This window comes from Croceivirga thetidis (assembly GCF_012272815.1).
Taxonomy (GTDB): domain Bacteria; phylum Bacteroidota; class Bacteroidia; order Flavobacteriales; family Flavobacteriaceae; genus Croceivirga; species Croceivirga thetidis.
The window spans coordinates 547,453-561,272 of sequence record NZ_JAAWWL010000002.1; the positions used below are offsets into that span (position 1 = coordinate 547,453).

The 13,820-nt window shown below is 39.1% G+C and carries 11 protein-coding genes; 9 read left to right on the plus strand and 2 right to left on the minus strand.

Annotation, left to right across the window (positions count from 1 at the left end):
* Nucleotides 1–9 precede the first annotated feature (9 nt).
* On the plus strand, nucleotides 10–852 hold the full coding sequence (locus HCU67_RS10185; protein WP_168552522.1) for a dienelactone hydrolase family protein: 843 nt from the start codon (nucleotides 10–12) through the stop codon (nucleotides 850–852).
* 265 nt (nucleotides 853–1,117) lie between these two features.
* Here HCU67_RS10185 and HCU67_RS10190 read toward each other — a convergent pair whose 3' ends face one another.
* Complete coding sequence (locus HCU67_RS10190) at nucleotides 1,118–1,291, minus strand: hypothetical protein (RefSeq protein WP_168552523.1); 174 nt, start codon at nucleotides 1,289–1,291, stop codon at nucleotides 1,118–1,120.
* Between the two features lie 105 nt (nucleotides 1,292–1,396).
* Between HCU67_RS10190 and HCU67_RS10195 the strand changes: the two genes are divergently transcribed.
* From HCU67_RS10195 to HCU67_RS10215, 5 genes are read left to right on the plus strand one after another with little or no spacing between them, the layout of a single operon-like run.
* On the plus strand, nucleotides 1,397–3,382 hold the full coding sequence (locus tag HCU67_RS10195) for a tetratricopeptide repeat protein (RefSeq protein ID WP_168552524.1): 1,986 nt from the start codon (nucleotides 1,397–1,399) through the stop codon (nucleotides 3,380–3,382).
* 12 nt (nucleotides 3,383–3,394) lie between these two features.
* A complete protein-coding gene (locus HCU67_RS10200; protein WP_168552525.1) occupies nucleotides 3,395–3,895 on the plus strand; it encodes a hypothetical protein in 501 nt (166 codons plus the stop codon).
* Complete coding sequence (locus HCU67_RS10205; protein WP_168552526.1) at nucleotides 3,895–6,090, plus strand: caspase family protein; 2,196 nt, start codon at nucleotides 3,895–3,897, stop codon at nucleotides 6,088–6,090. The genes HCU67_RS10200 and HCU67_RS10205 overlap by 1 nt, the downstream gene beginning before the upstream one ends.
* Before the next feature lie 18 nt (nucleotides 6,091–6,108).
* Nucleotides 6,109–6,333 carry a hypothetical protein gene (locus HCU67_RS10210; RefSeq protein WP_168552527.1) on the plus strand — a complete coding sequence of 75 codons (225 nt, stop codon included), beginning with the start codon at nucleotides 6,109–6,111 and terminating at the stop codon, nucleotides 6,331–6,333.
* A gap of 31 nt (nucleotides 6,334–6,364) precedes the next feature.
* The gene (locus HCU67_RS10215; protein WP_168552528.1) at nucleotides 6,365–7,567 is read left to right on the plus strand and encodes a toll/interleukin-1 receptor domain-containing protein; all 1,203 of its coding nucleotides are present in this window, start codon (nucleotides 6,365–6,367) and stop codon (nucleotides 7,565–7,567) included.
* Here HCU67_RS10215 and HCU67_RS10220 read toward each other — a convergent pair.
* Complete coding sequence (locus HCU67_RS10220) at nucleotides 7,557–8,207, minus strand: GntR family transcriptional regulator (protein ID WP_168552529.1); 651 nt, start codon at nucleotides 8,205–8,207, stop codon at nucleotides 7,557–7,559. The genes HCU67_RS10215 and HCU67_RS10220 overlap by 11 nt on opposite strands.
* 131 nt (nucleotides 8,208–8,338) lie before the next feature.
* Between HCU67_RS10220 and HCU67_RS10225 the strand changes: the two genes are divergently transcribed.
* The 3 genes from HCU67_RS10225 (at nucleotide 8,339) to HCU67_RS10235 (ending at nucleotide 13,786) form a co-directional block, all read left to right on the plus strand.
* A complete protein-coding gene (locus HCU67_RS10225) occupies nucleotides 8,339–9,928 on the plus strand; it encodes a trehalase family glycosidase (protein ID WP_168552530.1) in 1,590 nt (529 codons plus the stop codon).
* Between the two features lie 104 nt (nucleotides 9,929–10,032).
* On the plus strand, nucleotides 10,033–10,470 hold the full coding sequence (locus tag HCU67_RS10230) for a hypothetical protein (RefSeq protein ID WP_168552531.1): 438 nt from the start codon (nucleotides 10,033–10,035) through the stop codon (nucleotides 10,468–10,470).
* 73 nt (nucleotides 10,471–10,543) lie between these two features.
* Nucleotides 10,544–13,786, plus strand: coding sequence for a WD40/YVTN/BNR-like repeat-containing protein (locus tag HCU67_RS10235; protein WP_168552532.1), 3,243 nt, complete (start codon nucleotides 10,544–10,546; stop codon nucleotides 13,784–13,786).
* Nucleotides 13,787–13,820: the final 34 nt, after the last annotated feature.

A 13,820-nucleotide genomic window follows, 5' to 3' on the forward strand; every position in this document is an offset into this window, starting at 1 on the left:
TTGAACAAAATGAAAATAAAAACATTTTTAATCACCCTCTTTGCTGTGTCTTTGGTATTTGTGGGGTGTATGAATTCTGGCAAAAAGAAAGAAGCTGAAACTAAAACAGAAGAGGTTACCTACGAACCAAATTATGTTGGGAATGAAGTGACCTATTCCAATGATAGCATAACCATGAAGGGTTACATTGCGTTTGATGAAAACGCTACTGAAAAAAAACCTGGAGTTTTGGTTGTACATGAGTGGTGGGGCCATAATGACTATTCGAGACAACGTGCAGATATGCTAGCTGAATTGGGATATACTGCTTTAGCGGTCGATATGTACGGTGATGGAAAAAATGCAGAGCACCCAGAGGATGCAGGTAAGTTTGCTGGTATGGTGATGTCAAATATGCCTTCTGCCAAAAGCAGATTTATGGCAGCCATGAACGAACTTAAGAATCATCCCTCGGTCGATCCCGATAACATAGCTGCCATTGGGTATTGTTTTGGAGGTAGTGTAGTGTTAACCATGGCCAATGCAGGAATGGATTTAGATGCCGTAGCTGCTTTTCATAGTGGTGTTGGTTTACCAGTTATGCCCAACGAGGACCTTAAAGCCAAGGTTTTGGTCTGCAATGGGGCTGATGATCCCTTTATAGCTCCAGAATCGGTGGAAGCCTTCAAAGTAAAAATGGACAGTATTAATGCTGATTATAAATACATTGCCTATGAAGGGGCCAAACATTCGTTTACCAGTAAAGAGGCGAATGCAAATGGAGAAAAATTCGGACTCCCTTTGGAGTATAATGCGGAAGCTGACCAAAAATCGTGGCAGGAATTACAAAACCTGTTGAATGAAGTTTTTTAATGCCTTCAGAGCGATAGAAACAAAAAAGCCTGCAATTAAGCAGACTTTTTAAGTTCTTTTGGTTTTGTATTGGGTTGAATATCCTGAAAAATTCCACAGGCTATTTGCCTTTTAGCCAAATGACGTGATTGCGATTTGGAAAGCTTTTCTATTTGAGGATTTAAAAATTTCATATGAAGGTAAACGCAGAATTTCGCAAAAAAGTACAACTAAAAAAACCTGACTATGTCAGGTTTATCTTTTTCTATTTGGTCAGGCCTTATGGTTAAGGTTTAATACCCCCTCCAGGTTTTGAAACAGCTCCTTGTGGTTTAATTCCTCCTCCTGGTTTTGATACAGCGCCCTGTGGCTTTATACCTCCTCCAGGTTTAGATGTGGCCGCTTGCGGTTTAATGCCACCTCCTGGTTTGGAAGTCGCCTTTTTTTCTTTGTCGCTCATCTTTCAAGTGTTTACGTTTGATTATCACTATATTAGTGAAAAATACCAATCAAACCAAATTAAGTTCCTAATAATCAGTTAGTAGGAATTTTCGCCAATAGATAAATGAACATTAAGGAATTCATCAAAGAATGCCAAAAATGGGACGTTTTCAAAAAACTCTCGATTTATATTGTAACAAGTTGGCTTCTTATACAAGTGTTGGGTTCTACATGGGAGTCCTTGGGCCTTCCCAAGGTAGTTAATACTTATCTCTTACTCATATTATTGGTTGGGTTTCCATTTTACATATTTTTTGTTTGGAAGTATCAGATTTCGCCTTACATAAAACAAAGTGTTGCCGATCCTGAAGCTTTGGATATCGATAATTCCTATAAAAGGAGGTTTCAACGCATTTATTTTGGCGCCCTTTCCATTGTTGCCTTATTTGCCCTTTTAGGAGTGGCCTCCATTGCGAAAAATAAATTGAGAAACACGAACAACTTTCCTGAATTTGAAGAAAGTAATAAAATAGCTGTTCTTAAATTCGACAACAATACCGGTAATGCTGAATATGATATCGTTGGTAAAATGGCAGCAGATTGGCTGATGCACGGCATAACCCAATACAAAGCAGGCCAAGTTGTATCTCCAAAGATTATTGAAGATTATACCGAAGTTCTTAAATCATCTTACAGTGGTGAAGGCAACGAAAATGTAATAACCAAATTCATTAAACCTTCTAAGGTCATCAATGGGGATTTCTATTTGAAAGATGGGGATTTGGTCATGCAATGTGCCATTACCGATGGATTGATGAACAAGACCTTGATTTCTTTTGACTATACGGTATGCGACATTGATAATTCATTGAACTGTATTGAAGACTTAAAACAGAGTGCCTTGACATATCTTATTCAAGGTGATTCATTAGATGCCTTGAATCTTCAGGAGACGCCTCCAAAATTTGATGCATATCGTTATAAGCTCGAAGCAGAAGAAAAATATGCTGGTCAACCTAATCGATATCTTGAATTATTGAACAAAGCCATTGCTGCTGACCCTAATTATTTTGAACCAAAAGTATTGAGGGTAGTACATTTTTATAATGAAGAAAAATATTCCATTGCCGATTCATTACTAAGAGATTTGGCCTTTAACTCAAGAGGGACAGAAAGACAGGCAAATCTTTTGAGAATGTACAGGTCTTTATTGGACGGGAATAATCGCAATGCCACTTCATATTTTGAACGTGAATATAATTATGCGCCCTTCCATTTATCGTCGAACAGTACAATGATGGTACTAACACAACAATATATTAATAGACCCGCATACATTGATGATATTTTTAATGCCATCGATATGGCCCGACTTGATGTTTTAGGCTGTACGCATTGCCAGTATAGATATTATATAAAGGCTTTCGCCTTAATAGAACTTGATAAACCAAATGAAGCCGTAGCGCTCTTAGAACCGCTGGTTTTAAAAAATAGGGGACTTGCACTACTTAAGAAGGCGTTATTGGTGGCATATACCAGATCAGGAAATCTGGAAAAAGTAAATAGTTTTCTAAAGGATATAGAGGTTTATAATGAACACGACATTCTATTGAATTCAAACCTTACCGTTGGCCGGGAACTACTTTTACAGGGTAAGAAAATGGAAGCGGAGCCTTATTTTCAAAAAGTATTGGCAGAACACGGCAGCCATTCTGAACTTGAAATAATGGCTGAAGCCAATTACTATTTAGAAAATTTTACTGTTGCCTCAGAAATTTTATTCTCCTTGCAAGAGAACGACAGTGACCTAACCCCATATTCTTTAAGTATGCTTGCAGTTTCATTGGAGAAATCCAATCAAAAGAGCAAAGCAAAAGAGGTCCTGACATTACTGGAAGAATTTCAAGGGCCCTATTTGTTTGGAACCGTGGATTATGCCTTAGCACGTTACCATGCTTCTGACGAAGACCGTGAAAAAACAATTTACCATTTAAAAAGAGCTGTTGCGTCAGGTGCACAATTTGAACCTGATAGTTTTAAGAACGACCCCCATTTTAATTTTTTAAAAGACTCACCAGAGTTCAATAACATTTTAACCTTTTGGCATTAAAAAAATATAATTATGGATTGGACAACATTAACTGCTTTAGTTGAGCATCTGGCTTGGCCTATCACTGTTGTGGTTTCGCTTTTGGTATTCAAAAAAAATATTTCAGGAACTTTTAACCGATTGGGGTCTTTTTCAGCTGGGTCGCAAGGCATAAGCGCTAGTTTTGTTCAGGAAAAAATAGCAGCGGCGAAAAACTTGGCGAAAGGTATTCAACCCAATAGTCAATCCAAATCGACAAGTATTCGTCCCCAAGGCCCATACTCCGAACTAAAAAAGTTGGAACATTCCCTGCATGGAAGACTAGCCGAAATAGCAACAAAGAATCAAATCGACCATACTCAAATGAACAATTCAGAACTGGCTGATAAGTTGAAGGGTGTAGGTATTATATCAATTCAAGACTTCAAATTAATTGAGGCTTTTATGGAGATTGAAAAAGCTGCCGATGATTCGTTGACCTATCAACAACTAAATGAAATAAAAGAAGTTTTCCAAGAAATAAAATTCAACTAATGGCACAACTAGAAAATTGTTATGCTTTGTTGATAGGAATTGGAGCAGACCTACCGATAACGGTTCGTGATGCCAGGGCCGTATACAATATTCTTGCTGATGAAGCCTATGCAGGCTATCCTGCTGAAAATATAATTCTAATTACAGAAGAGCAAGCTACACGAAAAGGAATCCTAGATGCTCTAGATGAGTTGATTGCCAAAACTTCAGAGGATTCTTCTGTCTTATTATTCTATTCGGGTCATGGCGGATTATATGAACCTTGGAATCAATTTTATTTGGTTCCGCATGGTTTCGATGAAGTGGAATACGAAACAACTTGGGTTAAGGCCGAAGAACTTCGTGAAAAAATCAGCAAAATCAAATCTCGAAGATTGGTTTTCTTTTTGGATTGTTGTCATGCAGCAGGTATGACTCAATCTCTCAATATGTCAGAATCTGCCAAGCCGCAAAAAGAATTGGGCCAAGCAGAGGGATTAGCCCAGCATATTGACGATGGCCGAGGCATGTCAATTGTTTCTTCCTGTCGCGAAGATCAACTATCATACATTATGGATGGCGACCACAATAGCCTTTATACCAAATGCCTGCAAGAAGTATTGAAAGCTGAACATAAAAAACAGTTTGAGGAGCCTTTTATTCGAATATCCGAAGTTGTACAGTACATTTTTAGAAAAGTACCCGAACGAAATCCAGCACAAAGGCCCTACGCGAACCTTCAGATTTATGATGATTTTATTTTGAGTTGTGTTCCAAAGGATAGGCAGTCTGCTGTTTTGCAAGAATCCAGTGAGCCAGATGTTGTTCAAGCTCCAAAAAACGAAGCTCAGGAAATGGTTACGGTTTTCCGCGAAACACCAGGTGCTAATAATGCCATTTTATTTGTTCATGGGTTTTCAGGTGAAAGTGCCGATAGTTTTGGTGATATCCCCAATTTGTTAATGCAGGAATCAAGCTTGGAGGGTTGGGACATGTTTCCTTTAGGTTACAGCGAGTACGTCAAACCTGAAAAAGGCAAGGAGGTTTGGGCTTCAGTAAACGATATTGAACGTATTGCAGATTACATGGCCACTAGCCTGAAATACAAATTCGACAAGTACGATAGAATAGCAATTATAGGTTATAGTTTGGGTGGATTAGTCGCTCAAAAAGCAATTCTGGATAGCTCAAATGATGTTTTGGACCGTATTTCTCACTTGGTATTATTCGGTAGTCCAAATAACGGCCTTAGTGAAAAAGAAACTGAGAAAATTTGGAACAAGAAGAATTCTGATTTGGCAGCAAACAATTCCTTTATAAAAAATTTGAGGGATAAATGGAGTCAAAAATTTGATTCGACCTATCCTTTTGATTTAAAAGTAGTGGCCGCAACCCAAGATGAATTCATTCCTCTAGAGTCTAATTTTTCACATTTTCCTGAAGAAAACTGTTACACAGTTGCGGGGAGTCATTTGAACATGGTAAAGGTTTATGACAAAGAAAATGATGCCTTCCATCTCATCGAAAACTCTTTAAACAACACTACTTTTTTCAATATGTTCACTTCAGCTGAGGACATAAATATTACGCTGGGTGAATATGAAGCCGTCATCAAGAAGTTACTACCTCAAAAAAATGACCTTGACCCAAGGGGGGTAAAACAACTGGTCTTTGCTTTGGAAGGGTTAAGTAGACATGAAGAGGCCGTTGAAATACTATTGAATCACGACGGATCTAAAGACAATAGCGATTTGCTTGGCATGCTTGGCGGTAGACTTAAACGCAGTTATTTGGAAAACTTTTCAGGTAAAACGGCGCAAGACAGTGCGGAATGTTACAAAAAAGGATTGGCTATTGCGGAGGAAAGGAGTAACAAAGGACAAATTTATTATCATGCCATAAACCTAGCCTTTCTTAGCTTGGTCGCAATGGAAGATATTGGCGAAATGGAATATTACGCCTCAAAAGCCCTAGAAGCTGCGGAAAATGATTCAAGAGAAAGTTTATGGAAACTCGCTACACTTGGAGAGGCCAATCTCTATCTCAATAATTTGGAGAAGGCGAAAAGTTTTTACGAAAAAGCATCTGAAATGGCGGGCATAAGGGAAAAAATATCAATCCACACAAATGCTTACAAAGCATATGTGTGCTTGACTCAAAGCACGAGTGAGGAAGATGATTTTGTAAAATTTCTAAAGGCCAAATTCTTAAGTTAGAATTTAGTACATTTCAAGATGAAGCGATTTTCACCTAAAATTTCTCCTAAGCTAACTTTTGTTGAAGCTATAAAAAAGCCAATACCCATTAAATGTGCCCAAATTCAGGAACCCTTTATTGTTGAAACAATGGAAGGGGAGCTTCAAGGTAAAAAGGGTGATTGGCTAATGATAGGCGTAAATGGGGAAATGTATCCTTGCGACAAAGATATTTTTGAAAAAACATATGATATTCAACCGTAATTCCTAATTAATAACCAAACCGACCAAAACCATGGCTGACAATAAAATTTTCTTCAGTTATTCAAGAGACAACTCTGAATTTGTAATAGAACTTGCCAAAGAACTTCGTGAGGCCGGAGCTACAATTTGGCTAGATCAATTGGATATAAAACCTGGTACGCGCTGGGACCGCTCCATTGAAGAAGCACTGAAATCATCGAATACCTTATTGGTCATCCTATCAAAGTCGTCAGTAGAATCGCATAATGTAATGGATGAAGTTTCTTATGCGCTAGAAGAGGGTAGAACCGTGGTTCCCGTACTTTTGGAAGAGTGCGAAATTCCTTTTCGCCTGAGAAGGCTTCAATACGCTGATTTTACACAGGGTAATGAAAAGGGAATTCAAACTTTAATTAAATCGCTTAACCTTGAAAGTGATGTTGCCAACAAACTGGTCGACATTGCTGCGGAGGCAGAAAGCACCAAAAAAGCGGACAACAAACCGAAACCAGCCCCTGAAAAACCAAAAGAAGAACCGAAATCCAAGGCTAAAGCGGACCCTATCGTAGCCCCTTTGGAAGAACCAAAAGTGGTTACCCATAAACCAGAACCTCCAAAAAAAACCTCCACACCACCAACACCAGCTAAAAAATCAAATTCTAAAATTGTTCCCGCCATTCTTGGGGCCTTAGTTGTCGGTGCGTTGATTTATTTTGTTCCTAAATTGATGAACGGAGATGAAGCAGCTGTGACTGAAGATTCTTCTAATGTGGAGAATACAGAAACGCCAACAATTTCCCCTCCAGAAAGTGGTGGGACCAATACAAGTATAACAGAAGAAGAACCAGAAGAACCCGCAGTTGATGAAGCGAGTATTGCTTGGAAACTTGCAAAAGAGCAAAATGAAATAGAAGGTTACCTATTCTATCTCAATAAATATCCAGATATGGACGAGGCCCGCAAAATGGACTTTGAAGGTTCTATCAAGGCGCTTTATTCTAAAGAGGGATACATTCAATATTCACAGTCAAATGGTGTTTCTTATTTTGAAAAGGTATATCCTCAGAATACTCCTTCGGTACCGCCAATTGAAGGGTATTTGATTAAAATAGACCAAAGCAGAAACGTAAAAGGCGGGGCATATGGCACATCAGGTTTTAATAGAAGACTAGGCGTGCTTGAAAAGGATGACTATGCCATTATTAAAGAAGTGATTCCAAGTGGAACGGCCTATTGGGTGAAAATCAGTTACTGATAGTTCCGTTGAGACATTTTAATTGGCGAATAATATGTTCCAAAATAGCCAACCACTTAAGCTTTAATATAAGTGCGGCGGTTGGCATATTGTTTTCTTCTACAGCTCTCAATATACCTTCATTTTTGTTGTCAATAGAATCATAGAAAGAAGCATCGGTTACGAAATATTGTTCGTAGAACAACATTCTTGTTCTCAGATATTCCAAAATATTGGTTAGAATCTGATTTGAATTCTTAGTGACCAATTTATGAAACTCAAAGTGTGCATTGATTCGAGAACCCAAAGTGTAGGTTCGCTGTAGTTTTAAAAGTTGATTTTTAAGCGATTTTATATAGGCTTCCGTAATGATGACATTATCCATGGCCAAAACCTCGAGTTCAGCTACGGTTTTATATAACTCAGAGGCTTCTTTCTCGGTTAGTTTAGGTATAAGAAACAGCTCTTTATCAATAAAAGAAACGACTCCGCCCAATTCAAGTTTACGCAGTACTTTTCGAACCTGAGAGGTTTCGTGTCCAATATCTTTTGCTACTTTTCGTATCTTAATTTCGTGGTCGAGCCTTAAGTTTCCGAACTGTAGTTCACGAATTAGATAGTCCCATAACTTTTCTTGTATGACATGTTCCTCTGTCTTCAAATCTGATTTTTGATTGCGTAATTCCTTTAAATTACTTCAATTTCCGGAACATTGGGCAATAGCATCAAAAAGCTTCGATAAATGTGCCACAGTTTACGTTATATTTAGGGCTTAGTTATATTTAGTATATCATGAAATACAACTTTATTATTCTAGGCCTATTTCTAGTAACCCTTGGTTCTTGTAAAAATGTTACGACGAAACAGGAGCCCACTACTTTTTATGAAACCGAACTTTTTAAAGATGTTCAGTTAGCGGCGCTGTATAAAGACTCCAAGACCTTTGTTGATTTAGTTCCTAAAGAGAATTTTATCACTTTAGAACAGAAATACCTAGCCGCAAAAGACCTTAAGGGCTTTGACCTCCAGTTATTCGTAAATGAAAATTTTGAAGATCGTTCAATGGCGTCCTTAAAATTTGAAACAGATACCACTAAAACAATGTATGAACATATCGAGGTGATGTGGAGTAAATTAAAACGAGGGCCCGATACAAGAATAGAAAATTCTTCAAGAATACCGTTGCCCAAAGAATACGTCGTTCCTGGGGGAAGGTTTCAAGAAATATATTATTGGGATAGCTATTTCACCATTGAGGGCTTATTAGCCTCAGGCCGTTGGGATTTAGCCAAGAGCATGGTTGATAATTTTTCTTTCCTAATTGATTCCATTGGTTTTATACCAAATGGCACTAGGGACTATTTTGAAACACGTTCCCAACCACCTTTTTTCTCATTGATGGTGAATGCCCTTTCAGAAGAGCGTGAAAACATGCCGCTCTATTACGTTGAACAAATGTCCAAGGAATATGCCTTTTTTATGGAATCCGAGCTGATAACGGAAAACTTTACAGCAGATAATCACTTGGTGCGTATGGATGATAATGGGCAATGGCTAAACCGATATTTTGATAAGGGATATACACCTCGGCCAGAAGCCTATAAAGAAGACCTGCACCTTGCTCAAGAACTTACTGATGAAAATGAAAAGGAGCAATTATACAATGACTTGAGGTCGGCAGCGGAATCCGGATGGGATTTTAGTTCGAGATGGTTTGCAGGAGCGGATTTTTCTACCACCCAAACCACCAATATTATTCCTGTAGATTTAAACTGTCTTTTGTTCAATTTGGAAATGACCCTTTCGAAGGCAGCTGAACAAAAAGGGGATAGGGATTTGGCAGAGCGCTTCCGTGACCGATTTAGAAAACGCAGAAGATTGATGAACACTTATCTATGGAACGAGGAAGCGGGTTTTTACATGGATTATAATTTTGTAACCTATAAACCTACAGGACATTTGACCTTGGCAGGGGCTTTCCCTTTATTCTTTAAACTGGCGAATCGTGACCAAGCCGAAAAAATAAAAAATGTTCTAATGGAACAGTTCCTAAAAGACGGTGGTTTGGTAACCACATTAAATAACTCTGGTCAACAATGGGATGCGCCAAACGGCTGGGCTCCCTTACAATGGATGGCCGTAAAAGGTCTTTTAATTTATGGCTATGAGAAAGAAGCGATTGAAATTATGGAAAGATGGTTGGCCTTAAACGAAAAAGTCTTTAAGAATACTGGAAAAATGATGGAGAAATATAACGTTGAAGATTTGACACTTCTTTCTGGTGGTGGGGAATATGAAACGCAAGATGGTTTTGGATGGACAAATGGTGTGGCCGTTGGTTTCAAAAAAATTCTAGATGAACTAAAGTCAAAAGAAAATTGAGTAAAGCATCGAAGAACTTTTTTACTGCGGATAAGATTTTTGGCTTGACCGCAATGCTTATCAGCTTTGTAACACTCATAATATTCGTTAGGCAAACCAATATTATGGATAAGCAAAGTCGACTTTCGGCCTTGCCCTATCTTATGGTGGAGCAAAGTACCAACAGTAGTGAGTTTAAGGTGCAATTTACTTTGGTTAACCATGGTGTAGGTCCTGCAATTATTGAGGGCAGAAAAATAATATATAACGGAAAGGAATACGACCAAGATTTTCATCAATTCATGACCCAAAGCATACCTGAATTAAAAAGTATTAAACCAATTAATTGGCACAATATTTATAAGGGCCAAGCCATTCCTTCAAATGGAAGGGTGGTAATGTTTGCAATAGGTGGAGATGAAGAGAAGTTCAATGAATTCATGAATGTGCTACGTACATTCAAAGACAGCAACACTTTTGAGTTTGAATTTGACTACCGTTCCGTTTATGGGGATAAATGGAGAATTACCAATCAAAATACGGTTCCGGTTCCTATTGAATAATAATACCCTTAGTCGTTTCTTTTCCCTCTTCTTTTACTTACCTTTCCTTATCGAACAACTAAAACCTTCCTATATGAAATCTCTTACTGTTAAAGGGCTCATTTATGCGTTATTGCTATTGTTTTTAATTCCAGGTTATTCGCAAGAAAAGGAAAAGGATAATAATCCTTTTAGTGGATTGGAGTTTAGAAATATAGGCCCTGCCTTAACCTCTGGAAGAATAGCGGATATTGCCATTCACCCACAAAACGAAAACGTATGGTATATAGCCGTTGGTTCTGGCGGCGTATGGAAAACTGAAAATGCAGGTACCACTTTTAAACCCATTTTTGATAAGCAGAGCGTCTATTCAATAGGTTGCGTTACCATCGACCCTTCAAATCCAAGTACGGTTTGGGTGGGTACCGGAGAAAATGTCGGTGGTCGCCATGTCGGTTTTGGAGATGGAATATATGTCAGTCATGATGATGGTAAAACCTGGAAGCATATGGGTTTAAAAAACTCTGAGCATCTTTCAAAAATCATAGTCCATCCTGATAATTCAAATAAAATCTATGTAGCGTCTCAAGGCCCTTTATGGAGTAAAGGTGGAGAACGAGGGTTTTATCGTTCAGAAGATGGCGGTAAAACTTGGACTCGAACCTTGGGTAATGGAGAATGGACAGGGGTTACCGATATGGTCATGAATCCTGATGATCCAGAAGTACTATTCGCGGCTACATGGGATAGACATCGAACCGTAGCTGCCTACATGGGTGGTGGTCCAGGTTCTGGTATCCACAAATCCATTGATGGCGGTAAAACATGGACCAAACTTAGCAATGGTATCCCAAAATCAAATCTTGGTAAAATAGGACTAGCACTTTCACCTTTTGATTCAGAGACGATTTATGCAGCTATTGAATTGGATAGAACAAAAGGGGGCTTATACATTTCTAAAAATGGCGGGACAGCTTGGTCCAAGCAATCTGATGCGGTCTCAGGAGGTACTGGTCCTCACTATTATCAAGAGTTATATGCTTCTCCACACCAAGAAGGAAAACTGTATTTAATGAGCAATTATGTTCAGGTTTCTGATGACCATGGTAAGAACTTTTCGTTCATGAACGAAGAGAACAAACATGTAGATAGTCACGCAATGGCTTTTAAATCGAATGACCCGAACTATGTCCTTTTTGGCACGGATGGGGGTTTATACGAGTCATATGATTTGACCAAGACGTGGCATTATTTCGCAAATCTACCAGTTACTCAGTATTATAAAGTTGCAGTTGACGATTCCAAACCATTTTATAATATCTATGGCGGAACGCAAGACAATGGATCTCATGGTGGGCCATCAAGAACTTTACGTGAAGATGGCATTTTAAACCAAGATTGGTGGATCACCCTCGGGGCAGACGGCCACCAATCAGCAACGGAACCGGGTAATCCTGATATTACCTATGGTGAGTTTCAGCAAGGGTGGTTATGGCGAATCGACCAGACGACAATGGAGACCGTCTTTATTCAACCACAACCGGCCACGGGTGACCCACATGAACGCTTTAATTGGGATGCACCAATTTTGGTCAGTCCTCATAATCCAACACGACTATATTTTGCATCCTACCGCGTTTGGAAATCAGAAAATAGGGGTGATGACTGGACTGCAATATCGCCCGATTTAACCCGTAACGAAGAACGGATAACCTTACCAATATTGGGTAGGCAGCAAAGTTGGGACAATCCCTGGGATGTAGGAGCGATGAGCGAATACAACACCATAACCTCCTTGTCAGAATCTCCTGTTCAAGAAGGATTATTGTATGCTGGCACTGATGATGGCATTCTACAGGTTTCTGAAGATGGAGGTGCCAACTGGCGTAAAATAATGCTTGGTTCAATTAAAGATGTCCCTAGTCGCGCTTTTGTAAATGATGTCAGGGCCGATTTGTACGATGCCAATTCGGTTTACTTGGTCTTGGACAACCATAAAGAGGGTGATTACAGACCATTTATCCTAAAAAGTAGCGATAAAGGTAGAACCTGGAGCAAAATCAATGGCAATCTCCCGAATAAGTTATTGACCTGGCGAATTGTACAGGACCATAAGGATAAGAACTTGTTGTTTGCGGCAACTGAATTTGGTATCTATTTCACAAAAAACGGTGGTGTAAATTGGCAGAAATTAAAAGGCGGCGTGCCAACGATTTCTTTCCGTGATATTACCATTCAAAGAAGGGAAAACGATTTGGTAGCTGCGTCTTTTGGACGTGGGTATTTTGTTCTTGACGATATTTCTCCAATCCGCGAATACGATTCTTCAAAATCAACAGCAGTGCAACTGTTTCAACCAAGAACGGCATATTGGTATATTCCTATTGCAGGCATGTACGGACAAGGTGACAATACTTATAAGGCCGACAACCCGCCTTATGGCGCCATGATTTCGTACTATTTACCAGAAAAGTACGAGTCGGCAAAAGCCAAAAGAACCAAGAAAGAGAAAGAACTTAATAAGGAGAACACTTCAATTCCTTTCCCGGGTTGGTCAGCTTTGGCCAGCGAAAAGAATATTCCAGCACCTGTATTGAAAATGATGATTAAAGATTCAAATGGTGAAGTGGTGAATATGATTGATGCGACCAATAAAAAAGGTTTTAACCGAATTAACTGGGATTTGTCCTATGCAAACAGAACAGGTATTCCGTTGAAAGCACCAAGACCAAATGAGTCGGTTGGAGGATTTGGAGCCCCCTTCAAGGCATTACCTGGCAACTACACAGGAACCTTGTACCTAGTTGAAGATGGTGCAATGAAACAGCTGGCAGAGCCTATTGATATAAAGGTAGAACGGTTGAAAGAAGGAGCATTACCTTCCAAATCAACGGAAACTATCGATGCTTTTAGAAGTTCTTACCAAGAGTTCAGACAAGACTTACTCTTGGCAAATTCAGCTCTTGAAAAAGGTCAAAAACGAATTGGAGCGATGAAAAGGGCTTTTGCGCAAGCTACCAATCCAACAGAATCATTGTTCAAAGAATTAACTTCCTTAGAAAAAGAACTGAATAAAATCGACGAAATCATGAACGGTAATGCTGCCAAGAACGAAATCGGTGAACGAAACCCACCAACGCCTGGCGATGGTAGTTTTGTTGGTATTGTAGCCTTAATGAATACCTATGGACCAACCGGCAACCAAACAAAGGCTTTTGAGCGAGCCGTATCACAATTGGCGAACGTGAAATCTGGTTTGACAGAAATTATGACACAGTCGATGCCGAAATTGGAGCGGTCATTAAAAGTTGCAGGTGCTCCAGCCATAGAAAATTAAAATGTAACGAATAGATTGAACATCTACAGAAATG